Below are 20,975 nucleotides of genomic sequence, written 5' to 3' on the forward strand. Positions count from 1 at the left end.
CGCGGTGCGATACTCGTGCGATGAAGCATCATGCGTATGACGTGATCGTGTTGGGTGCCGGCGCTGTTGGCGAGAATGTCGCCGACCGGGTCGTGCAGGGCGGCCTCTCGGCGGTGATCGTCGAAAGCGAACTCGTCGGCGGCGAATGCTCGTACTGGGCGTGCATGCCCTCGAAGGCGCTCCTGCGGCCCGCGCAAGCGTTGCGCTCGGCCCAGCGGGTCGCTGGCGCAGCGCAGGCCGTCACCGGCAGACTCGACGTCGCCGCCGTGCTTGCCCGCCGCGACTCCTTCGCGGGCGACTGGTCCGACGCCGGCCAGGTGTCGTGGCTCGAGGGCGCCGGCATCGACCTGGTGCGAGGCCACGGACGCCTCAGCGGTGAACGCGAGGTCACCGTGACCGCAGACGACGGCTCGACGACGGTGCTCACCGCCACCCACGCGGTGGTCGTCGCCACCGGTTCGGATGCTGCGGTGCCCGACATCGACGGACTCCGCGCCGCCAACCCGTGGACGAGCCGCGAGGCAACAAGCGTGCAGCAGGTGCCCGAAAGTCTCGTGATCATCGGCGGCGGTGTGGTCGCCCTCGAAATGGCGACCGCGTTTGTCGAGTTCGGCACCGACGTGACGGTCGTGTCGCGCGGGGCGCTGCTCGCGAACCTCGAACCGTTCGCGGGGGAGCGTGTCGCCGCGTCGCTGCGGCACCGCGGGGCGACCGTGCTCGAGCACACGGGCACCGTGAGCGTGCACCGGGACGACGACGGGGTGGTGCTCGAAACGAGCGATGGCCGCAGCATCCGGGCCAGCGAGGTGCTGGTTGCGACCGGCCGCACGGCCCGCACCGACGATCTCGGCCTTGAGACGGTGCACGGCGCGGAGCTGGTCGCCGGCAGGTCGCTTGAGGTCGACGACACCATGCGGGTGCTCGGCGTCGACTGGCTCTACGCGACGGGGGATGTCAACGGCCGCGTGCTGCTCACGCACCAGGGCAAATATCAGGCTCGTGCGGCCGGCGATGTGATCGTCGCGCGCGCGAAGGGCGAGCCGGTCGATGACGCCGACTGGGGCCGCCACCTTGCGACGGCCGACCACCGCGCGGTGCCGCAGGTGACGTTCACCGATCCGGAGGTCGCGTCGGTCGGGCTCACCGCCGTGCAAGCGAACGACGCCGGGTTCGACACCGCCGTTGTCGACTACGAGATCGGTTCCGTCGCCGGGGCGAGCGTGCGCGAAGACGGCTACACGGGCACCGCCCGCCTCGTGATTGACCGTGCCCGCGATGTCGTCGTGGGGGCGACTTTCGTCGGCGCGGATGTCAGTGAACTCCTGCAGGCGGCCACAATCGCCGTCACGGCCGAGGTCCCCGTGAGCAGGCTCTGGCACGCCGTGCCCGCCTACCCGACCGTGAGCGAAATCTGGTTGCGGCTGCTCGAGACCTACGGCCGCGACTCGGCGTGAGGCAGCCGGTGGCAATGCTTGACGGCGACGGATGGATGCTTGGGTCAATGGCCGGCACCAAGGGGGAACACGAAATCAGGCAGGATCGTCCTCTCACTGATCACGAGCGAGCTCGCATTCCTGCCGCGCTCGCCCGGCTCAGAGAGTTCAGTAGCCATGCGCTGTTCGGCCCCTTGGTGGACGCGCTCAACGCGCTCGATGAAGTTCTCGAGGAACTCCCGTCGGTGAGTCACCTCGACTACCAGCGAGGGGAGTTCCGCTCACGTCTAAACGGACGACTAAGCACCGCCCTCACTGCGTTTACGGGTCTCCGCGCGTCGATCGAATCTATCTCTCGAACGCTCGAGATGCCGACAGCGAGCAGTGCGCCTGCGAATTTTGAAACGCTATACCGGGGTCTCCCCACCTACCGTTTCATTTGGATGCTTCGCAATCTGGATCAGCACAGTCCCCCGGCTTCCGCCGCCATCACCATCTCGGTTGACCGTGACCCGGCCAGCGGTGCGAGTCGCGCTCGCCCAATGGTCGATGTTCTGGCAATTTGCGCACGCGGCGCCGCCGACTCCACGAACGCGAAGAATCAGCGGCAGTGGAATGAGTGCGCTGCGCTCTGGCAAGATGCGCCTGGTCTGCACGATATTCGAGCCGTGTTCCTGAACGCTTACGAAGCCTGCGAAACGGTCCTCGCAGCGTTCATGCACGAAGCAGAGCCGCTAGTGATGGATGAAGTAGATTTCATCGCCCGCCTCGTCGCCGAGGTCGAGCCCCTCGGGTCGGCTGCCGCGGTGCGCCTTGGGCGTCGGGGCGACGAGAAGAGTCTGAGCGTCGATGTTGTACACCTTGATGTGCTGGCGTTCGGCGAAGCAGTTGCTTCGCTAAATGCCGCGCGGGAGATTCTCGGAATGTCTCCAGTTGATGAGGACCCGCGATGGGCCTAAGCGCAGGTTCCGCTTAGTCGCGCAGAAGGTCGGCCGCTTGCGTGGACTGGCGTGCGCGAAGACGCCTACACGGGCAAAGCCCGCTCGTGATCGACCGCGCCCGTCAGGCTCGGTGCGACCTTCGTGGGCTCGGATGTCAGTGAACTCCTGCAGGCGGCCACAATCGCCGTCACGGCCGAGGTCCCCGTGAGCAGGCTCTGGCACGCCGTGCCTGCCCACCCCACCGTGAGCGAGATCTGGTTGCGGCTGCTCGAGACGTACGGCCGCGACTCCGCTTGAGTTTGACCGGCAGCATGTGACCGACAACAGCGCGAAAGTTCTTCCCCTGGCAGCACTCGGGGTGTCGGGTGTTCTCTTGAGACGGCTATTCGGTGGGCGGGACGGATCGTCGTGCCATCATGTCTGCGCGTCGAGCGTCTGCGACGTAGACATCGTCGAGGACGAACTTCACGACTGTGAGGGCGTCGGTTGCGTCTTCTACGCTCGGTAAGGCATCGATCTCTCCGTGGGCCATATCGTTTCCGAGGATGCGCAGAGTGTGGGCCATGTCTTTAGTGCCGGTGCGGATGTGGCCTCCTGTGTGAAGATTGTTGATCTTCTGCACGAGGGAGCCTGACTCGATCCCCTTATCTCGCGCGGTAGCCTCGATCACGCTGCGGACCAGCAGAAGGACTGCTCGATGTGCTCCGATGCTGTGCGCGTCGTGAGCTTCCTGGAGAAACCCGGCGACACCTTCCGGGAGAAACTCAGTGTCGGCTTTGACCATTGAGGGTGGAGACCAAGTCACGTTGGTCATGCTCTCTGCCTCCACCGTGAGGGTTTCACTGGGGCCGAGGTTCGTGATAGTCACAGTTGATGTGCGCCAGGTGGTCAAACCCGTTGCGACGTTATATGCATGGCAGGCGTCACATGTTGCAGCGACAGCCAGCTTTGCTCTGTGGTACCAGTTTGAATATTGGCGCTCCGAGTCGTTGAGGGCACCACGGCGTTCCGAGTCGTAGGTTCGCCCGGATCTAGCCGTGAAGTGGGTCTGGTTACCACAGAACGCGCATCGATGAGAGAGCATGAGTCCATCATGGCGGAGTGAGCCATCTAGGGAATGATGGAAGCCCCGCTGGGGAAGCATGGCCTCATAGTGAGCGGTTTGTGCCCTGTAGGACTCACCCGCGTGCGGGTTGACAAGATTTGCACGCTTGAAGAGGCGGCGTGTCAGAATTTCGTAGCGGAGATGACGATGGCTCCGATCGAAGCGAGCAGCGACAGTCCAGCAATGCAAACTGCCGCCCACGTTGTACGCCTGGCGAACCTCTCCCAATTCTTCGCATCCTCGCGCTGATCCTTCGACAGGGCGAGGCTGGCAGCTGTGAGGCTGACGATCTCGGCAATCGCGGCGTGCTGAGCCTCGAGCGTGGCCACCATCTTGTCCGTGTTCTCGTCAGTTCGAGTCGGGGCGGGTGTGAAGTCCACCTCGTCGAACCAACTGTGGTCAAACGGGGGTGCTTTTTCAGCGGCTAGCTCCGGCACAGTTATCTTCGGGGACAGGCCCTTGAATCCGATCCCGGGACTGCTGAAGATGGCCTTGGAGAATCCCTCGGCGACACCGGACAAATCGACCCCGCTCTTCAATCCAGCCGTCAAGTTGGTGTATACGTCGGTGAGGTCATTGCCTGCGTAGCCGTCTTCGCCGTTGACTTTCTCGTTGGGAATCTCGATCATGGACCGATGGTGACACGCGCCACTGTCATTTCCGACTCGGTACGCCCCGCGGACGCCCGAACTTAGCCTCGCCCGCAAGGCGAACAGCGGATTTCGCGAGAATTCGGTCACACCGTCACTATTGTGCTGACTACGAGCTCACGGATGCCGAGTACGCCGAAGCTTTGCGTGCTGCCTTCATCGCGCCGTATCAGGCTCGATTCCATGAGGGCATGCCCGACGGCGTTGCAGAGACCGGCAGCGCTGCACGACGGGCAGGGCGGAGAGACCGCTAGGCCGTGTTGCTAAACCGGGGTGAGGTCATGGTGACCCCACCCCGGTCCGGCCCGGAGCATGCCGAGGACGACGCCCGTCGGTAGCTCGGTTCAGAGGTAGGGCCGCGTTATCAGCTCGAGATAGTGGCCTGAGGGATCAAGAAGATAGACGCCGCGGCCGCCGTGCTCGTTGTTGATCTCGCCGGGCCTGGTTCGCTGGGGGTCTGCCCAGTGTTCTAGGCCGCGATCGTTGATCTCAGTGTAGGCGCGGTCGAAGTGCGCGTCGTCGAGGAGATAGGCATAGTGCTGCGGTGGGAATTCCATCGGCGGGGCCGCGAATTGCAGCAGGACGCCGTCTGCGATCTGAAGGTTGACGAATGGGCCCCATGAGGGGGCCTCGTCGGCTTCGAGCAGGTCGCGGTAGAACTCAGCCATCTCAGCTGGGTCGGTCGAGGCGATGATCGTGTGGTTGAAGCGTGCTGTCATGATTCTCCTTGTGTCGTGTGGGTGAGTTGAAGTCACTCACACGAGGAGGAGCGCGGATCAGGGAACGACCAGATCGCCATTCCGGGAGCGGCCGACAGGGGCCTGGCTGGTCATCATCTACATGAGTCTACTGCGGCGGTGACTCGATCGGCCGCACGGAGTGCGGGGTGGGTGCGCTACCCACCCACTGCAGAATGGCGGCCAGGCAGACCCCTGCATGATAGTTGCGGGCAGTCTTATCTGAGCGCATCGCGATCCCGCGCCACTGCTTGAGCTTGTTGAAGCACCTCTCGACAACGTTGCGATCACGGTAGCGGGCGCGCTGCTCGTCGCCGAAGTCGATCGGGCGGCCACGTCGCTTTCGACGGTGCGCGATCTGGTCCTCGCGCTCCGGGATCGTTGCTGCGATGCCGTGCTTGCGCAGCCACGCCCGGTTTGCTTTCGACGGATATCCCTTGTCTGCGAGTACTCGGTCAGGCCGCGATCGGGGCCTACCTCTGGCCCCAGCGACGCGGATCTCGCCCAGTGTCGCCGTCAGCATGCTCGTGTCCGCCGCCTGGCCGGGAGTGAGGATGAACGCAAGCGCACGGCCTTTCCCGTCGCAGACCAGATGATTCTTGGTCGTCAGCCCGCCGCGAGAGCGACCGATCGCATGATCAGACGGTTCTTCGCCGAACTTCTTGTAGTTCGATAGAGCCCCCCGAGCTGCGGGAAAGGGTCGCGCCGTGCTGGTGCACGCGCACGATCGTGGAGTCGATCGACGCGACCCAGTCCAGGTCAGCGGACTGCTGCGCAAGTGACTGCACACTCTCCAGCACCTGCGCCCACACGCCCTGGTTTGCCCACCTGTTGAAGTTCTTGTAGACGGTGTTCCAGTTCCCGAAACGCTCCGGAAGGTCACGCCACGGCGCTCCCGTGCGGAACCGCCATGCCGTCGCCTCGACTACCGTTCGACGATCTACTGGCGGCCTCCCGGTCAACTTCACCCGCGGGAATAACGGCCCGATCACGGCCCAGGCTTCATCAGAAATCACATCTCGCGACACCCCACAAGACTTACCCGTAACCCACCGAAGCACGTTTAGCAACACACCCTAGGCGCGATTCGAACTCGGCAGAGACACATTGCTCGCGCTCCCGCACGCAGTGAGCTTGCGCTGACTCGGATCGATGAAGCTGCGCCCCGAAGGTTGTGCACTCATAGCTTTGACCGCCAGATACCATCGAGAGAATGAACGTCGAGACTTGCACCGTTTTGGCCAGTGCGTATCCCTTGGTCTTGGTGGCGGTCGTCGCCGACCGGCGGTTAATCCACGCCCGACTTCGTCGAACGAAGCTTTACCGGGGGATGTTCACTATGACCCTAACGACGTGTCTTGTCGGACTCGCGTTTTCTGTGCTCGGGGTGCAAGTGGGCGGATTCAGCGACGTGCACGGAGTAGTGCTCTGGATCGTCGCCGCCGCCGCGCTCGTCGCGTTCAGCGTCAGCATTCTGATGAATGCCGCCACGGCCGAGAACGAAGAGGACGCGCTCGAAATTTCGACGTTGGCCAAGTAGGCGACCTACCCCACCGTGAGCGAAATCTGATTGCGGCTGCTCGAGACCTACGGCCGCGACTCGGCGTGAGGCTCTCCCGGGCTGAGCTCGACCAGCCTGTGACCGACCGGCGGCCTGTGGACAACGCTGACGGATTCTGCGCAGCCGTCGCTAGCATCCCAGCATGCCCTCGATCCGACACCGTCTCCGTCTCTTCTCAGACCGCGTCGCCGACGACCGCGGCGATGTTCCCGGCTGGGTGCTCATCACGTTGATGACGGCCGGTCTGGTCATCATCATTTGGTCGCTCGCGGGGCCCGCGCTCAGCAGCGTCTTTGAGCAGGCCATCGAGCGGGTGTCCGGCTTCTAGGGCGCGAGCCATGGACATCCGGCTGGCCGCGCACGACCGCGGTTCGGCGCCCGCCGAGTTTGTGATGGTGGGGGCGCTCCTCACGATTCTCACGCTCTCGGTTATGCAGTTGGGGCTCGCGCTGCACGTCCGCAACACGGTCCTCGACGCGGCGGGGGAGGGCGCACGGTTCGCGGCGCTCGCCGACAACACGCTCGCCGATGGGGCAGAACGCACCCGCGAGCTCATCGAGACCGCGATCGGGCCGAGCTACGCCGAGGATGTCACGGTCGCAAGCGGCACGTATCTCGGTCATCCGGCTGCCGTCGTCACGGTGCGCGCCCCACTGCCGCTGATCGGACTCCTCGGCATCGACGGAGCCCTGGAGGTGAGCGGCCATGCCCCGCTCGAGACGCTGGACTAGCAGGCTCCTAACCCGGCTTCGGGCCGACGACCGCGGTTCGGCATCGCTGGAGTTCATCACCGCAGGCACCCTGTTGCTCGTGCCCCTCGTCTATCTCATTGTGGCGCTGTCGAGCCTGCAGTCTGGTTCGCTCGCGGTCGAGGCAGCCGCGCGCCACGCAACCCGCATGTTTGTCGAGGCGGAGACACGCGCTGAGGCGCAGGGAAGGGCCGAACGGGCCGTGTCGTTTGCGCTCGCCGACCACGGTCTCGACCCGGAGACGACGAGCATCGAGATCACCTGTTCGCCGAACCCCAACGACTGTCTGCAGCGCCTCAGCCTTGTCACGGTGACGGTGCACACTCAGGTTGCCCTGCCCCTCATGCCGGCCGCCATCGGCGGGGAGACTCCGCTCTCCGTGCCATTGCAAGCCACCGCCACCCAGCAGGTTTCCCGATTCGCGGAGCTGCGATGAGCGCCAAGCCCACACTGCCCGTGCGGGCACTCGCTCGCCGCCTGCGCACCGACGACGACGGATCGACCCTCATCCTCACCATCTTCTACGCGGCCCTCAGCCTCGTGCTCATCCTCCTTGTCACGGCGGCGACCTCGCTCTACCTTGAGCGCAAGCGGCTGTTCGCGCTCGCCGATGGCGCCGCGCTCGTCGGCGCCGAAGCCTTCGAACTGTCGGATGTCACGGCCGTCGCCGGCGCCCCCGGCGTGCTGCTCGATGACGACGCCGTCGCATCCGCGGTCACCGACTATGTCGCCGTCATTCCGCACAACTTCGAGGGCCTCGTGGTGGAGCGCGCGGTGAGCAATGACGGGGCCGGAGTCGTCGTGGGGCTCTCAGCGGTGTGGCGGCCGCCCGTCGTGAGCCTGCTCGTGCCGGAGGGGCTCCGCATCGAGGTGGAGGCGTCGGCACGCTCGGTCTTCGGCTGAGGCGGGTCGGGTATTGCCGAGCGCGAGTGAGCGCGAGAGGATCAGGGTGGCCACGCCACGACGGGAGCAGTTATGAGCAACACCAGCACCGCAGCATCCGCGGGCCCGAGCATCGTCACCCTTGAGCCGCAGCCGACCGCGATCGTGCGCGAGGAGGTGCGCATGGACTCGATGGCACCATTCTTCGACCGGGCCTACGGCATCGTCGCGGCCGAGATCGGCAGCCAAGGCGTCGCGATCACGGCTCCCGCGCTCGCCTACTACTTTGCGCCGCCAGGGGAGACGGTCGATGTCGGCGCCGGGTTCCCCACCGACCGACTCATCGAGCAGGCGGGCGAGGTCGTGCCGTACACACTGCCGGGTGGCCTCGCGGCCCGCTACACGCACGCCGGTGCCTACGATCGGCTCCCGCAGGCCTACGAGCGGCTCCTCGGATGGATGACCGAGCATGGACACGCCCCCGGCATGGTCATGTGGGAGATTTATGTGACCGAGCCGAGCCCCGACGCCGACCCGGAGTCGATGATCACCGAGCTCGTCTGGCCGCTCGCGACCTGACGCAGCGCAAATCGGTCAGGGCACGGGAGTCCGCGAGGCGTAGCGGGGAACGTAACGCAACAGAATCAGGGCACCGACCACGCCGAGCCCGCCCACTGTGGCGGCGGCGATCGACAGCGATGCCACCGCCGTGATTCCGGCGACGAGCACGGGGGCGGCGGCATTGCCGAGCCCGCTCGTGAAGCGAAACGCCCCCAAGAACGGCGCCGGATCGACCGGATCGGCCAGGTCAGCGGCAAGGGTCATGAGGATGCCGCTGCCGATGCCATTCGCGACCGCCATGACCATCGCGAGCGCGACGAACCAGGTCACACGGGCATCCGCTTCGTGGGTCAACGACAGTGCGATGAAGCCGGCCGCGAGCCCGAGGGTTGAGGGGAGCGCGCTCCACAGTCGGCCGAAGCGATCCATAATCCAGCCGCCCGCATAGAACAGGGCAAAATCGACGCCCGCCGCGATGCCGATGATGAGTGCCGTCGTGACGTCGTCGAGGCCGATGCTCACCGCCCAGAGCGGCAACACGACCACGCGCGCGGTCCTGAGCCCGCTGATGATCGCCGCCCCCGTGCCCAGGCGCACGAGCACGTCGCGCCGCGAAACCATGGTGCGGAAGAGCCCCGTCGCCTCCCGTTCGACGAATGCTTCACCCTTCGTGGGGCTGTGGTCTGAGCCTGGAGGGTCGCCGACGAGGAAGAGCAGGCCGGCGGTCGCGAGGCACATGACGATGTGGATGGAGAACGCGGCCTCAAAGCCGCCGAAGATGGTCAGCGCCCCCGCGGTGAGGAACGGCCCGATGAAGTACCCGAGCCTGAAAAGCCCGCCGAGCGTCGAGAGTGCCCTCGCCCGGTGGCTCCGCGGCACTGCCGTCGTCATGTAGGCGTGGCGCGCGAGCGCGAAGACGGCGGTTGCGAGGCCCACGATGAAGACGCCGACCCCGAGCATCCACGGTGTCGTCGACAGCAGGCAGATGACGAGGCCAACGATGGAGAAGAGCGACGCACCGATCATGGCCGGTCGCTCGCCCACACGGCTCACCAGCCAGCCGCTCGGGATGTTGCCGATGAGTTCACCGATCATGATGAGCGCCGAGACGACGCCGGCAACCGCAAGCACTGTCGGCAGATCGTCGTAGAGGTCCTCGCCGAGACGGCTCGCGACGACGGGAATGATCGGGATGATGGCGCCGCTCCCGATCGCAAACAGCAGCGTCGGTAGCAGGGCGGGGAGTGCAATCGAGCGCCAGCGGAAGGGTTGCTCGGCACTCGACATCACGCCAGCCTAAGCGGGGCCGGTAGGCTGGTCTGCACAATGGATGAGCTCGATATCACCGGCCAGGTTGCGACGCTTCGCGCCACATTCACCGAAATCCTGGCGGTCGTCGACGTGTCGCGTCTCGAATTCGAGGTCGCAGAACTGAGCGAGCACGCTGGCGCGCCCGACCTCTGGGATGACACCGACAAGGCGCAGAAGGTCACGAGCACCCTGAGCCATCGTCAGGCCGAACTTGCCAAAATCAGGAGCCTGCAGCAGCGCCTCGACGACATCGAGATCATGGTCGAGCTCGCCAATGAAGAGGGCGATGCGGATGCTGCGGCCGAGGTCCACAAAGAACTCGCCGACATCCAGCGCGTGCTCGGCGACCTCGAAGTGCAGACGTTGCTCGACGGCGAGTGGGACTCCCACCCGGCCGTCATGACGATCCGCGCCGGTGCCGGTGGGGTCGATGCTGCCGACTTCGCGGAGATGCTGCAGCGCATGTACCTGCGGTATGCCGAGCAGCACAAGATCCCCACCCGCGTGCTCGACACGAGCTACGCCGAGGAGGCGGGCATCAAGTCGACGACCATTGAGTTCGATGCCGACTACGCCTTCGGCACGCTCAGTGTTGAGGCCGGCACGCACCGGCTCGTGCGCATGAGCCCGTTCAACTCGGCCGGCAAACGTCAGACGAGTTTCGCCGCGGTCGAGGTCATCCCGCTCATCGAAGAGGCGGCGGCGATCGAAATCCCCGAGAACGACATCCGCGTCGATGTGTTCCGTTCGAGCGGCCCCGGTGGGCAGTCGGTCAACACGACCGACTCGGCCGTGCGCCTCACCCATCTCCCGACCGGGCTCGTCGTGTCGATGCAGAACGAGAAAAGCCAGATCCAGAACCGTGCCGCCGCCATGCGGGTGCTCCAGTCGCGGCTGCTCATCCTGCAGCGCGAGCAAGAAGCCGCCCAGAAGAAGGAGCTTGCGGGCAACATCACCGCGAGCTGGGGCGATCAGATGCGGAGCTACGTGCTCGCGCCGTACCAAATGGTGAAGGACCTCCGCACCGAATACGAGGTCAACAACCCGTCGAACGTATTCGACGGTGACCTTGACGGGTTCATCACGGCCGGCATCCGTTGGCGCAAGCGCGACAGCAACGACTGAGACCAGGTGCACACGAGTGTGGGTTTGTGAGACACGTCGGCCTGTCGCTCCTGCCGAATGGCCGAGGTCTGTTTAAGCTCGATCCGAAATGATTCGTTTTGACCAGGTGACCAAGCTCTACGCCGGCACCACCAGACCAGCGCTCAACTCGGTGAACCTCGAGATCCTTCGAGGCGAGTTCGTGTTCCTCGTCGGTGCATCCGGTAGTGGCAAGTCCAGCTTCTTGCGGCTCATCCTCAAAGAGGAGAACCCCACGAAGGGCGAGATTCACGTGCTCGGCCAGAACGTCGGCCGGCTTTCGAGCCGCAAGGTGCCGTACTTCCGTCGCAACCTCGGCGTCGTGTTTCAGGACTTCAGACTGCTGCCGCAGAAGTCGGTCTTCGACAACGTCGCATTCTCACTCCAGGTCATTGGCAAGTCGAAGGGCTTCATTCAAGAAGCCGTGCCCGACGTGCTGAAGATGGTGGGCCTCGCCGGCAAGGCGAGCCGCTTTCCGCACGAGCTCTCCGGCGGTGAACAGCAGCGTGTCGCGATCGCGCGGGCCATCGTGAATAAACCCGCCCTGCTACTCGCGGACGAGCCGACCGGAAACCTCGACCCTTCGACCTCCGCCGGCATCATGACGCTCCTCGAGCGCATCAGCCAGAGCGGCACCACGGTGATCATGGCCACCCACGACGCAGGCATCGTCGACCAGATGAAGCGTCGCGTGATCGAGCTCGTCTCCGGCCAGATCGTGCGCGACGAACGGCAGGGCGGCTACCTCACGCAGGCGATTCCCGTGCAGAAGGGCCCCGGCTCGGAGGTGGCGCAGTGAGGTTCGGACTCATCATGTCCGAGGTCGGCCAGGGCCTCCGTCGCAACTTCTCGATGGTCGTCTCGGTTGTGCTCGTGACATTCATCTCGCTCACCTTTGTTGGCACCGCAATCCTCCTGCAGATGCAGATCACCGAGATGAAGGGCTACTGGTATGACCGGGCCCAGGTCGCGGTCTACATGTGCACGGCCACCACGGCGACCGCAAACTGCAACTTGACTGAGGCGACCGAGGAGCAGAAGGCCGCCGTCGCCGAACAGCTTGAATCCGAGCAGCTCGGTCCGCTCGTCAACGACTACGAGTTCGAGAACCACGACGAGGCCTACGCCAAGTACATCGAGTTCACCGACAGCGCCGAAGCCGACTACATCACCCCGGAGTTTATGCCGGAGACGTTCTGGGTCAACCTGGTCGACCCCACGCAGTCAGGTGTGCTCATCGAGACATTCTCGGGCACGCCGGGCGTCGATGAAGTCGTCGACCAGCGCCAATACCTCGACCCCATCTTCGATGCCCTCAACGCGGCAAGCTACACCGCAATCGGCATCGCCGCCCTCATGCTGGTGGCCGCCGTGCTGCTCATTGCCACGACCATCCGTCTCAGCGCGTTCAGTCGTCGTCGCGAGCTCGGCATCATGCGGCTCGTCGGCGCATCCAATCGCTTCATCCAGACCCCGTTCATCCTTGAGGGCGTCATTGCGGCGGTGATCGGCGCTGCGCTCGCCGGCGCTGCGACAATCGCCGTCGTGCACTTCTTCGTGCAGGGCTACCTCGCGCCACTCATGTCCTCGACCTCCTTCGTCGGGCTCACCGAGGCGCTCGTCGTGGTGCCCATTTTGCTTGCGGTTGGAATCGTGCTCGCCGCACTTTCGGCGAACGTCGCGATCAGCCGCTATCTCAAGGTCTGATCGCCCGTCACTCTTGCCTTCTGCGGCAGAGAAGACGACGATGTCGGTGTGGACGAGCGGCAGCACTCCGCCGATGATGCCCTTGCGGCAGCGCTGAGTCACGCCCGACGTTGGCTCGAGGCCTATCCCGAGCGCACCGTGCCGGCCGCCGGCGATGCTGACGCTGCGGCGACCCGGCTCGGACTCCGGATGCCGGAGATGGGCATGGGCGCGACGCAGGTCGTTGACCTGCTCGCGGCCGCCGTCGAGCCTGGGCTCATGGCGAGTGGCTCTGGGCGCTTCTACGGGTGGGTCATGGGCGGGACGCTGCCGGCAGCCCTCGCAGCGGACTGGCTCGTGTCGGCGTGGGATCAGAACGCCGGGATGCGTGACTCCACCCCGGGGGTCGTCGCCGTCGAAGAGGTGGCCGCAGCATGGATTCTCGACCTGCTCGCGCTGCCGCCCGCATCCGGCGTCGGCTTCACCACGGGCGCGACCATGGCGAACTTCAGTTGCCTTGCCGCGGCCCGTGATGCGGTGCTCGCCGCGGCCGGCTGGGATGTCACGGCGCACGGTCTCGCCGGTTCCCCTGGTGTGCGGGTGCTCGTCGGGGCGGAATCGCACGGCTCAGTCGACCTCGCCCTTCGCTACCTCGGGCTCGGCGTCGCGGAGCGTGTCGACGTCGACGAGGAGGGGCGGATGCTGCCGACGAGTCTCGAGGCGGCGCTCGAGGCTGACCCGTCCGCACGACCGGTGATTGTCTGCCTGCAGGCGGGGAACATCCATTCCGGCGCCTTCGACCCGTTCGCGGAGCTCATTGACATCGCGAAGCGGGCTGCGGCATGGGTGCACGTCGATGGGGCGTTCGGTCTCTGGGCCGCAGCATCCCCGGAGCTCACCTCGCTCGTCGCCGGACTCGCCGGTGCCGATTCCTGGGCGACCGACGCCCACAAGACGTTGAACACCCCCTACGACTGCGGCATCGCGGTCGTCGCGGATGCCGGTCGGATGCGCGCATCGCTCGGCATCCACGCGAGCTACCTCCTTCATGCGGCAACGAGTGACCCCTACGAGGCGGTGCCAGAACTCTCGCGCCGCGCGAGAGGCGTGCCGGTGTGGGCGGCGATCGCCTCGCTGGGACGGCTCGGGGTTGCGGAGCTCATCGAGGGGCTCGTCACGGCGGCACAGGGCATCGCGCGCGGACTCGATGTGATCTCCGGCGTCAGTGTGCTCAACGATGTTGTGTATACGCAGGTCTGCGCGGCGTGCGATGACGACGAAATGACGCGGGCGGTGTTCGCCTCGATTCTCGAGGAGGGGGCAATCATGCCGTCGCTCAGCGCGTGGCGCGGGAGGGTCGTCATCCGCTTCTCGGTGAGCTCGTGGAGGACGGGGGAGGCCGATGTTCGCGCGACGGTCGAGGCCGTTGAGCGCGCTGTGGCCGCCGCTCGGCCCACATTGGCTCCCTCTTCACCGCCCTGACCGTTAGTATGGTGGGCTGCGCACATTCGGTGCGCGTTCGAGTGAGGAAGAGATCGTGCCAAGGGAGAGTGGCCAGAAGGTCGTCGCGACCAATCGCAAGGCGCGCCACGACTACACCATCGAGGACACGTATGAGGCCGGTTTGGTCTTGTCGGGCACCGAGGTGAAGTCGCTGCGTGCGGGTCGCGCGAGCCTGGTCGATGGCTATGCCTTCGTCGACGATCACGGCGAAGCCTGGCTCGATGCCGTGCATATCCCCGAATACACGGGCGGTTCGTGGACGAATCACCCGCCCAGGCGCAAGCGCAAGCTCCTTCTGCACAAGGCCCAGATTCTCAAGATTCACAACAAGGTCAAGGAGGGTGGCTACACCCTCGTGCCGCTCTCGCTCTACTTCAGCGACGGCAAGGCGAAGGTCGAACTCGCGGTCGCGAAGGGCAAGCGCGAGTACGACAAACGCCAGGCCCTGCGCGAGCGTCAGGACAATCGCGAGGCGCAGCGCGCGATGTCAGCGCGCCGTCACCTCGGCGACTGAGCCGGCGTTATTCCGCCTCGTAGGGGTACTCGGGGCCCTTGCCTGCGAGCGATTCGGAGATCGGACCGTTGACGTCATACGCGAAGCAGAGAATCTCGCGATCGTCCTGCTCCCAGCTTGCGGCGCTCGGGTAGTAGTACGTGTAGTACAGGCTCGTTGAGTCGACCGATGTACCGATGAACGATTCGAACTCTGCGAAGCATCCTGCTTCAGCGTCAGCCTGGATCGCCTCCTCGTCATAGGTGGGAATGTCGGCCTCGCTGAGGTCGTAGATCAAGTACGCCTCGTTGTCGTGCTCTTCTGTGCACGCTGGCATCTCAACGCTCTCGATCTCTTCAGCGGCGGTGGTGTCGTCGTTGAAGCAATCGCCGACCGCGATCGAGAAGACATCCTCTTTGCCATCATCGACGAGGTCCATGATGCTCTCGACGCTGCACCCCGTGAGCGAGAGGGTGAGGATGCCGGTGAGGCCGAGGGTAGCGAGGGCGAAGCGACGGGCCATGAGACTCGATTCTGTGGGGTGCGGTGCGTGCACGGGGTGAAGGCGTATTCGCCCTCACGGATAGTAGCGAATTCCTCACGGTTGTAGCTGCCCCCAATCCGGGCGAGCAGGTTGCTCCCACCATCACGCGAGGTATGATTGGGGGCTGCGTCGTTCTCGACGCAGATTGACAACTCAACAGCGCGCGATAGTGACACGTCATTTCACGATGACTTCGCATGGGGATGATCGGTTTCGACATTGCCTGCGCAATTGTGAGAAGCGGGTCGAGGATGCCGACTTATCTCGTAAACGATGTCGGCAAACTATAAGTGCCGATTCCAAGCGCACTGACTTCGCCCTCGCTGCATAAGCGAGCGCACTAAAGAAGTCCGTCAGTCCGGGGATGCTCTCTACCCGGGTCCTGGCGTAATTTAGAGGGATTGCTTTCATGTTCCGTCCTGGGGCATGGAGGGACTTTCACCAGGGCTGGGCTCGTCGGATTAGGTGCCAGTGACACATTCCGGAGCCGAGTAGAACGCCTGCACTGGCTACACCCGTAGAAGGCACATGACCACAGCAGTGGACCGGGGTTCAATTCCCCGCATCTCCACCATGGGTGCATCTGCACCGGTCACTATCGCGCGCTGTTGAGGCTGCCGCTCGGCGACCACCGGCGATGTCGCTCGGCGACCACCGGCCGCTGCCGCTCCGCGACTATCGCCGCTGCCGCTCAGGTACCTCGATCGATCCGGTCGACGCCGGGTACGCCTCCTGCACCGAGTCGATGACTGCGGTCGGCACGATGTCGCGCTCGATTGTGGTCGCGAGTGGTTTCTCCTTGACGAAGGCGAGCAGCACGGCGGCGACCAGGGCGAGCGGAACGATGTAGAGAAAGAGGGGCGCAAGCGCATCGTTGTATGCCCAAACGACCTGCTCGCGGACGGCCGGTGAGAGTTCGCGCACGAGCTCGGGAGTGAGCGAGTTCATGTCGGTGCCCGCACCGGAGAGCTGTGGCATCCTGACGACGAGTTCGCTTGCGAGTCGCGTGGTGAAGAGGCTGCCGATGACGGCGCCGCCGAGGGAGCCCCCGATCTGGCGAAAGTAGTTGTTTGAGGCGGTGGCGGTGCCGACCTCACGGGAGTGGAACGTGTTCTGCACGATGAGCACGAGGAGTTGCAGGGTCGTGCCGAGTCCGGCGCCCATGATGGCGATGTAGGTGCAGAATGCCCATCGCGGTGTCTCCGGAGTGATGGTGCCGAGCAAGGCAAGCCCGACGGCGAGCACGACGGCCCCGATGACGGGAAGCCACTTGTAGCGCCCGGTCGCACTCACGAATTGGCCGGCGAGCACCGAGGTGAGGAGCAGGCTCGCCATCATGGGGATCATGAGGAGGCCGGCCTCGGTGGCGCTCGCGCCGAACGTCATCTGCAGATAGGTGGGGAGGTACGCGAGGGTGCCCATCATGGTCACGCTCATGAGCAGTCCGGCGATTGTCGTCAGGTTGAAGTTCGCCTCGCGAAACAGATGCAGCGGCATGATCGGCTCTGCTGTCCTGCGTTCGACCAGCACGAACGCGATCGTCGCGACGACGGCACCGACGATGAGGGCGATGATCGTGGCCGAGTCCCACGCATAGTCTTTGCCACCCCAGGAGCCGACGAGCACGATGCACGTGGTCGCGGCGGTGAGCAGCACCATGCCCCACACATCGATGCGGGGCTTGACGAGTTCACGCTTCGGCAGCCGCAGCAAGAAGACAGCGGCGGCGAGGGCGACGAGGCCGACCGGGAGGTTCATCCAGAAGGTCCAGCGCCAGCCGGGCCCCTCGGTGAACCAGCCGCCAAGCAGCGGCCCGGCAACGGATGCGACGGCGAACACGGCACCCATCGCGCCCATGTATCGGCCTCGCTCGCGGGCCGGCACGATGTCGGCGATGATCGCCTGCGACAGGATCATGAGTCCGCCGCCGCCGAGACCCTGCACGGCGCGGGCGGTGATGAGCATCGGCATGTCGGCGGCGAGGGCGCCGAGCACGGAGCCCGCCATGAAGAGCACGATCGCGGCAATGAGGAGGCCTTTTCGGCCGATAAGGTCGCCGAGCTTGCCATAGATGGGCATGGCGACGGTCGCGGCGAGCATGAAGGCCGTCATGATCCAGAGCATGTGATCGACACCGCCGAGCTCGCCGACCATGGTCGGCATGGCGGCGCTCAGCACGGTCTGGCTGAGTGCGGAGAGCAACATGGCGAGCATGAGCCCGAACACGACGAGTCCGATGCGGGTGGGGCGCTCCGCCTCACGCTGCTGGCTGGGGGGCGCGATCACAATACTTTCTTGCACGATCTGCAATTATACAGTGCTGCACGAAATATTTGCACTCGTGCAGGAATAGACTTGCGAGATGCATCCACCATCCGCCGAAAGCACGCGGTGGCAAGCGTTCGCGGTGTGTGCCGCGGTCGCAGCCCTCACCATCCTCGACCTCTCCAAGATCAACGTCGGACTCCCGACAATCGAGACTTCGCTCGGGGGCGGGCCGACCGAACTGCAGCTCATCGTTGCCGGCTACGCGCTCGCATTCGGCCTCGTGCTTGTGCCAGCGGGCAGGCTCGGCGACATCCACTCGCGCAAAGTGTTCTTCACGATCGGCCTCAGCGCCTTCATCGCCGCCAGCATCATGTGTGCCATCGCCCCCACCATCGAGGTGCTCGTCATCGGGCGGATGCTGCAGGGCGTCGCCGCCGGAATCCATATGCCCCAGGTGCTCGGCCTCATCCAGCAGTTGTTCCACGGCCGCGAACGGGGCAAAGCGTTCGGGCTCTTTGGCGCCATCATCGGTCTGTCGACGGCGTTCGGGCCGACACTCGGCGGACTCCTCATCGCTCTCGGCGGAGAAGAAAACGGGTGGCGGTTGCTGTTCTGGATGAACGTGCCACTCGGGGTGCTTGCCCTCGCCTTTGCGCTCTACCGGCTGCCGGGGCGCCAAGGGCACTCCCGTGAGCGCACCGAACTCGACATCGTCGGCATCCTCTTGCTCGGCGCCGCGGTGTTCAGCCTCATGCTGCCGTTCGTGCTCACAACGGGCGGCCCCGGCGACGACCCCGCCCGCTGGTGGTGGCTTGCCGGCTTTGTCGCTGCAGGGTGGGCCTTCGTCGCGTGGGAGCGCCGCTTTCTCGCCGCGGGCAAGTCTCCCGTCGTGCATTTCGGGCTCTTCAAACTCTCCTCGTATCGCAACGGCGTACTTATCTCCACGGCGTACTTCGCGGCGACCCCCGCGGTCTTTCTCATCACCACCCTCTACCTGCAGACTGGGCTAGGGCTCGCCGCCGTCTATGCGGGAATGGTGAGCATCCCGTTCGCCCTCATCTCGGCCTACACCTCGTACATCGGCGGACGACTCGTCGAACGCCACGGCCGTCGCCTCGTGCTCTTTGGCCTTGTGCTCGTCGCCGTCGGCTTCGGGCTGTCAATCCCCGCCGCGGTCTTCACCCCGCCAGACGCCGTGCCGTGGGTGCTCGCGGGCCTCATGGGCATCGCGGGCGCGGGTGGTGGCTTCGTCATCTCACCCAACCAGACGCTCACACTCTCCGATGTGCCCGTCGCGCACGGCGGCGTCGCAGGCTCGGTCGGCCAGGTCGGGCAGCGCGTCGGCACCGCCGTTGGCGTCGCCGCAGCCACGTCCACCTTCTATGCGACGGTCTATCGCGAAGAAGCTGTTGAGGGTGTCGTCGTCGCGTTCAGTGACGCCTATGCGCTCGGCATGGCGGTCGCGCTCGGCATCGTCGTCATCGCGATCGTGTTCGCGCTCACCGACCTCTGGCCGAAAGCGACCGCATGGCCGAACACTACCGCTTCGCGATGACCGCGAGCACGGCCTCGTGCAGCAGGCCGTTCGTCGCAAGCGCGGAGCCGTGCCACGGGCCCGCCTCCCCATCGGCTGAGGTGAACGTGCCGCCGGCCTCCTCGATGATCGGCACCAGCGCCGCCATATCGTAGGGCTGCAGATCGAACTCACCCGCGATGTCGATGAGCCCCTCCGCGACCATCATGTACGACCACATGTCGCCATATGCCCTCGTTCTCCACACCGTGCGCGACAGGGCGATGAGCTCGTCGAGCCGCCCGTGGATGTCCCACTGCTGGATGCTGTTGTAGCTGAGCGAGGCATCCGTCAGCCCGGTGACGCGCGACACGTGCAGACGCCGCGCCCCCGTCGGCCCCGTCTCGGCGTCACGCATCCACGCGCCACCGCCCGTCGCGGCCCACCAGCGGCGGCCGAGTGCCGGGGCACTCACGACGCCGAGCACAGGCACGCCGTCGATCGCGAGCGCGATGAGCGTGGCCCAGACGGGCACGCCCCGCACATAGTTCGCGGTGCCGTCGATGGGGTCGATGATCCACTGCCGTGAGGAGTGCCCTGCCGAGCCAAACTCCTCGCCGAGAATCGAATCTGTTGGGCGATCGGTTGCGAGCAACGCCCGGATGGCCTCCTCGGCGGCGCGGTCGGCATCCGAGACGGGGGTCATGTCGGGCTTCGTCGTCACGACAAGGTCGCCCGACCTGAACCGCTCCGAAGCGATGGCATCAGCGGCATCCGCTAGTCGGTGGGCGAGCTCGAGATCGTCGGCCAGGGTGTGTGCAGTCACGCCCCCAGAGTATCGGCGTTCTCAGGCCCGATCATCTCAGCCGAGCGAGGCGAGCATGCGTTGGAACGAGTCGAGCCGCTGCCGCCCGAATTCCCCGAGTTCACCCGCCTGCGCGCGGTCGACGAGTTCGCAGTCTGGCGCGTCTGGCAGGTGCGTGCAGCCGCGCGGGCAGTCCTCCGCGATCTCGGCGAGGTCCGTGAACGCGCGAAGCACATTGTCGGCGTTCACATGCCCAAGGCCGAATGACCGCACGCCGGGGGTGTCGATAATCCAGCCACCGCCGACGCGATAGGAGATGGTCGACGACGAGGTGTGCCGGCCGCGCCCCGTCACCGCATTGACGTGGCCGATCGCCCGGTGTGCGTCGGGGACGAGCGCGTTGACGAGGGTCGATTTGCCGACGCCCGAGTGCCCGACGGCGACGGTCGAATGGCCTGCGAGCAACTCGAGGAGCTCGGCCGTCGGCGTCGCGCCAACGCCGCTCGTCACGATCGTGAGATCGAGCCCGGTGAACTCGGCGAGAAACTCGGTCGGGTCGGCGAGGTCAGTCTTGGTGATGCAGAGAATGGGGTGGATGCCGGCATCGAACGCCGCGACAAGGTAGCGATGCACGAGCCGCGGCCGTGGCTCCGGATTGGCGACCGCGACGACGATGAGCATCTGGTCGGCATTCGCGACGATGATGCGCTCGACCTCGTCGGAGTCGTCGGCACTGCGTCGCAGCACGGTGTCGCGCGGCTGGATGCGCACGATGCGGGCGAGCGTGCCCTCGTCGCCCGTCGAGTCGCCGACGACATCGACGCGGTCGCCGGTGACGATCGCTTGACGGCGGAGCTCCCGTGCCCTCGTCGCGGTCACCGGATGCTCGCCCGCACCATCCTCGTCAATGAGCACGCTGTAGCGGCCGCGGTCGACCGTGACGACCCGCGCGGCGACGGCGTCGTCGTGCTCCGGCCTGATCTTGGTGCGCGGTTTGTTCGCCTTCGGGTTTGGGCGCGACTTCGCCTCATAGTCGGCGTAGCGATCGTCTTCGTCGTCGAGGTCGGTGAGCCAGCTCATGACGCGTTTC

The 20,975-nt window shown here is 65.4% G+C and carries 23 protein-coding genes, 1 other RNA gene and 1 pseudogene; 16 read left to right on the forward strand and 9 right to left on the reverse strand.

Translation table 11 applies throughout. From position 1 onward, the window contains the following. The first annotated feature begins 20 nt into the window (after positions 1 to 20). From ACY48M_RS07465 to ACY48M_RS07475, 3 genes and pseudogenes are all read left to right on the forward strand, one after another. Positions 21 to 1,454 carry a dihydrolipoyl dehydrogenase family protein gene (locus tag ACY48M_RS07465; RefSeq protein ID WP_462819641.1) on the forward strand — a complete coding sequence of 478 codons (1,434 nt, stop codon included), beginning with the start codon at positions 21 to 23 and terminating at the stop codon, positions 1,452 to 1,454. Between the two features lie 47 nt (positions 1,455 to 1,501). After that, complete coding sequence (locus tag ACY48M_RS07470; protein ID WP_462819642.1) at positions 1,502 to 2,392, forward strand: hypothetical protein; 891 nt, start codon at positions 1,502 to 1,504, stop codon at positions 2,390 to 2,392. Between the two features lie 102 nt (positions 2,393 to 2,494). After that, a pseudogene (locus tag ACY48M_RS07475) lies at positions 2,495 to 2,671 on the forward strand (pyridine nucleotide-disulfide oxidoreductase); the annotation flags it as partial. Between the two features lie 85 nt (positions 2,672 to 2,756). Here the strand turns inward: ACY48M_RS07475 and ACY48M_RS07480 are convergent. From ACY48M_RS07480 to ACY48M_RS07495, 4 genes are all read right to left on the reverse strand, one after another. Then, on the reverse strand, positions 2,757 to 3,242 hold the full coding sequence (locus tag ACY48M_RS07480; protein ID WP_462819643.1) for a DUF4145 domain-containing protein: 486 nt from the start codon (positions 3,240 to 3,242) through the stop codon (positions 2,757 to 2,759). A gap of 359 nt (positions 3,243 to 3,601) precedes the next feature. After that, the gene (locus tag ACY48M_RS07485; RefSeq protein ID WP_462819644.1) at positions 3,602 to 4,108 is read right to left on the reverse strand and encodes a hypothetical protein; all 507 of its coding nucleotides are present in this window, start codon (positions 4,106 to 4,108) and stop codon (positions 3,602 to 3,604) included. A gap of 365 nt (positions 4,109 to 4,473) precedes the next feature. Then, entirely contained in the window at positions 4,474 to 4,848 is a 375-nt protein-coding gene (locus ACY48M_RS07490) for a VOC family protein (RefSeq protein ID WP_462819645.1), read from the reverse strand. Between the two features lie 127 nt (positions 4,849 to 4,975). After that, a protein-coding gene (locus tag ACY48M_RS07495; RefSeq protein ID WP_462819888.1) for an IS5 family transposase occupies positions 4,976 to 5,894 on the reverse strand; the annotation gives its coding sequence in 2 pieces (ribosomal slippage) (positions 4,976 to 5,548 and positions 5,550 to 5,894; 918 coding nt in all). A 185-nt stretch (positions 5,895 to 6,079) separates the two neighbouring features. Between ACY48M_RS07495 and ACY48M_RS07500 the strand changes: the two genes are divergently transcribed. The 6 genes from ACY48M_RS07500 (at position 6,080) to ACY48M_RS07525 (ending at position 8,637) form a co-directional block, all read left to right on the forward strand. Beyond that, positions 6,080 to 6,406, forward strand: coding sequence for a hypothetical protein (locus tag ACY48M_RS07500; protein WP_462819646.1), 327 nt, complete (start codon positions 6,080 to 6,082; stop codon positions 6,404 to 6,406). A gap of 163 nt (positions 6,407 to 6,569) precedes the next feature. Further along, the gene (locus ACY48M_RS07505; RefSeq protein WP_462819647.1) at positions 6,570 to 6,755 is read left to right on the forward strand and encodes a hypothetical protein; all 186 of its coding nucleotides are present in this window, start codon (positions 6,570 to 6,572) and stop codon (positions 6,753 to 6,755) included. 10 nt (positions 6,756 to 6,765) lie between these two features. Then, positions 6,766 to 7,158 (forward strand): TadE/TadG family type IV pilus assembly protein, encoded by a 393-nt coding sequence (locus ACY48M_RS07510; protein WP_462819648.1) that lies wholly within the window; start codon positions 6,766 to 6,768, stop codon positions 7,156 to 7,158. After that, on the forward strand, positions 7,133 to 7,612 hold the full coding sequence (locus tag ACY48M_RS07515) for a TadE/TadG family type IV pilus assembly protein (RefSeq protein WP_462819649.1): 480 nt from the start codon (positions 7,133 to 7,135) through the stop codon (positions 7,610 to 7,612). The genes ACY48M_RS07510 and ACY48M_RS07515 overlap by 26 nt, the downstream gene beginning before the upstream one ends. Then, positions 7,609 to 8,079 carry a pilus assembly protein TadG-related protein gene (locus ACY48M_RS07520; protein ID WP_462819650.1) on the forward strand — a complete coding sequence of 157 codons (471 nt, stop codon included), beginning with the start codon at positions 7,609 to 7,611 and terminating at the stop codon, positions 8,077 to 8,079. The genes ACY48M_RS07515 and ACY48M_RS07520 overlap by 4 nt, the downstream gene beginning before the upstream one ends. Before the next feature lie 72 nt (positions 8,080 to 8,151). Continuing rightward, on the forward strand, positions 8,152 to 8,637 hold the full coding sequence (locus tag ACY48M_RS07525) for a GyrI-like domain-containing protein (protein ID WP_462819651.1): 486 nt from the start codon (positions 8,152 to 8,154) through the stop codon (positions 8,635 to 8,637). Between the two features lie 15 nt (positions 8,638 to 8,652). On the opposite strand, the gene ACY48M_RS07530 is transcribed toward ACY48M_RS07525, so the two are convergent. After that, positions 8,653 to 9,906 carry an MFS transporter gene (locus tag ACY48M_RS07530; RefSeq protein ID WP_462819652.1) on the reverse strand — a complete coding sequence of 418 codons (1,254 nt, stop codon included), beginning with the start codon at positions 9,904 to 9,906 and terminating at the stop codon, positions 8,653 to 8,655. Positions 9,907 to 9,945: 39 nt separating this feature from the next. Here ACY48M_RS07530 and prfB point away from each other — a divergent pair, with 39 nt between their 5' ends. The 5 genes from prfB to smpB all read left to right on the forward strand — a co-directional run bounded on the left by prfB (position 9,946) and on the right by smpB (position 14,776). Beyond that, the gene (gene prfB / locus ACY48M_RS07535) at positions 9,946 to 11,055 is read left to right on the forward strand and encodes a peptide chain release factor 2 (protein ID WP_462819653.1); all 1,110 of its coding nucleotides are present in this window, start codon (positions 9,946 to 9,948) and stop codon (positions 11,053 to 11,055) included. Positions 11,056 to 11,143: 88 nt separating this feature from the next. Continuing rightward, positions 11,144 to 11,872 carry a cell division ATP-binding protein FtsE gene (gene ftsE / locus ACY48M_RS07540; protein WP_462819654.1) on the forward strand — a complete coding sequence of 243 codons (729 nt, stop codon included), beginning with the start codon at positions 11,144 to 11,146 and terminating at the stop codon, positions 11,870 to 11,872. Then, the gene (gene ftsX / locus ACY48M_RS07545; RefSeq protein WP_462819655.1) at positions 11,869 to 12,780 is read left to right on the forward strand and encodes a permease-like cell division protein FtsX; all 912 of its coding nucleotides are present in this window, start codon (positions 11,869 to 11,871) and stop codon (positions 12,778 to 12,780) included. Before ftsE ends, ftsX begins: the two co-directional genes overlap by 4 nt. A gap of 48 nt (positions 12,781 to 12,828) precedes the next feature. After that, the gene (locus tag ACY48M_RS07550) at positions 12,829 to 14,241 is read left to right on the forward strand and encodes a pyridoxal phosphate-dependent decarboxylase family protein (RefSeq protein WP_462819656.1); all 1,413 of its coding nucleotides are present in this window, start codon (positions 12,829 to 12,831) and stop codon (positions 14,239 to 14,241) included. 55 nt (positions 14,242 to 14,296) lie between these two features. Beyond that, complete coding sequence (gene smpB, locus ACY48M_RS07555) at positions 14,297 to 14,776, forward strand: SsrA-binding protein SmpB (protein WP_462819657.1); 480 nt, start codon at positions 14,297 to 14,299, stop codon at positions 14,774 to 14,776. 7 nt (positions 14,777 to 14,783) lie between these two features. Here smpB and ACY48M_RS07560 read toward each other — a convergent pair whose 3' ends face one another. Then, on the reverse strand, positions 14,784 to 15,278 hold the full coding sequence (locus tag ACY48M_RS07560) for a septum formation family protein (RefSeq protein WP_462819658.1): 495 nt from the start codon (positions 15,276 to 15,278) through the stop codon (positions 14,784 to 14,786). Between the two features lie 220 nt (positions 15,279 to 15,498). On the opposite strand from ACY48M_RS07560, the gene ssrA reads away from it, so the two are divergent. After that, positions 15,499 to 15,873: a transfer-messenger RNA gene (gene ssrA, locus ACY48M_RS07565) on the forward strand. A gap of 101 nt (positions 15,874 to 15,974) precedes the next feature. Here the strand turns inward: ssrA and ACY48M_RS07570 are convergent. Next, positions 15,975 to 17,600: an MDR family MFS transporter gene (locus tag ACY48M_RS07570; protein WP_462819659.1), complete on the reverse strand. Its 1,626-nt coding sequence runs from the start codon at positions 17,598 to 17,600 to the stop codon at positions 15,975 to 15,977. A gap of 61 nt (positions 17,601 to 17,661) precedes the next feature. Between ACY48M_RS07570 and ACY48M_RS07575 the strand changes: the two genes are divergently transcribed. Next, a complete protein-coding gene (locus ACY48M_RS07575) occupies positions 17,662 to 19,122 on the forward strand; it encodes an MFS transporter (RefSeq protein ID WP_462819660.1) in 1,461 nt (486 codons plus the stop codon). Here the strand turns inward: ACY48M_RS07575 and hisN are convergent. Together hisN and rsgA are read right to left on the reverse strand one after the other, a co-directional pair. Continuing rightward, positions 19,106 to 19,906 carry a histidinol-phosphatase gene (gene hisN, locus ACY48M_RS07580; RefSeq protein WP_462819661.1) on the reverse strand — a complete coding sequence of 267 codons (801 nt, stop codon included), beginning with the start codon at positions 19,904 to 19,906 and terminating at the stop codon, positions 19,106 to 19,108. The two genes, ACY48M_RS07575 and hisN, sit on opposite strands and share 17 nt — an antisense overlap. Before the next feature lie 36 nt (positions 19,907 to 19,942). Beyond that, positions 19,943 to 20,965 (reverse strand): ribosome small subunit-dependent GTPase A, encoded by a 1,023-nt coding sequence (gene rsgA / locus ACY48M_RS07585; RefSeq protein ID WP_462819662.1) that lies wholly within the window; start codon positions 20,963 to 20,965, stop codon positions 19,943 to 19,945. Positions 20,966 to 20,975 lie beyond the last annotated feature (10 nt).

The organism is Homoserinimonas flava, from assembly GCF_054969005.1.

Coding starts and splice junctions, on each gene's coding strand:
- ACY48M_RS07465 (WP_462819641.1), top strand. CDS start 21: ATGAAGCATCATGCGTATGACGTGATCGTGTTGGGTGCCGGCGCTGTT.
- ACY48M_RS07470 (WP_462819642.1), top strand. CDS start 1,502: ATGGCCGGCACCAAGGGGGAACACGAAATCAGGCAGGATCGTCCTCTC.
- ACY48M_RS07485 (WP_462819644.1), bottom strand. CDS start 4,108: ATGATCGAGATTCCCAACGAGAAAGTCAACGGCGAAGACGGCTACGCA.
- ACY48M_RS07490 (WP_462819645.1), bottom strand. CDS start 4,848: ATGACAGCACGCTTCAACCACACGATCATCGCCTCGACCGACCCAGCT.
- ACY48M_RS07500 (WP_462819646.1), top strand. CDS start 6,080: ATGAACGTCGAGACTTGCACCGTTTTGGCCAGTGCGTATCCCTTGGTC.
- ACY48M_RS07505 (WP_462819647.1), top strand. CDS start 6,570: ATGCCCTCGATCCGACACCGTCTCCGTCTCTTCTCAGACCGCGTCGCC.
- ACY48M_RS07510 (WP_462819648.1), top strand. CDS start 6,766: ATGGACATCCGGCTGGCCGCGCACGACCGCGGTTCGGCGCCCGCCGAG.
- ACY48M_RS07515 (WP_462819649.1), top strand. CDS start 7,133: ATGCCCCGCTCGAGACGCTGGACTAGCAGGCTCCTAACCCGGCTTCGG.
- ACY48M_RS07520 (WP_462819650.1), top strand. CDS start 7,609: ATGAGCGCCAAGCCCACACTGCCCGTGCGGGCACTCGCTCGCCGCCTG.
- ACY48M_RS07525 (WP_462819651.1), top strand. CDS start 8,152: ATGAGCAACACCAGCACCGCAGCATCCGCGGGCCCGAGCATCGTCACC.
- ACY48M_RS07530 (WP_462819652.1), bottom strand. CDS start 9,906: ATGTCGAGTGCCGAGCAACCCTTCCGCTGGCGCTCGATTGCACTCCCC.
- prfB (WP_462819653.1), top strand. CDS start 9,946: ATGGATGAGCTCGATATCACCGGCCAGGTTGCGACGCTTCGCGCCACA.
- ftsE (WP_462819654.1), top strand. CDS start 11,144: ATGATTCGTTTTGACCAGGTGACCAAGCTCTACGCCGGCACCACCAGA.
- ACY48M_RS07560 (WP_462819658.1), bottom strand. CDS start 15,278: ATGGCCCGTCGCTTCGCCCTCGCTACCCTCGGCCTCACCGGCATCCTC.
- ACY48M_RS07575 (WP_462819660.1), top strand. CDS start 17,662: ATGCATCCACCATCCGCCGAAAGCACGCGGTGGCAAGCGTTCGCGGTG.
- rsgA (WP_462819662.1), bottom strand. CDS start 20,965: ATGAGCTGGCTCACCGACCTCGACGACGAAGACGATCGCTACGCCGAC.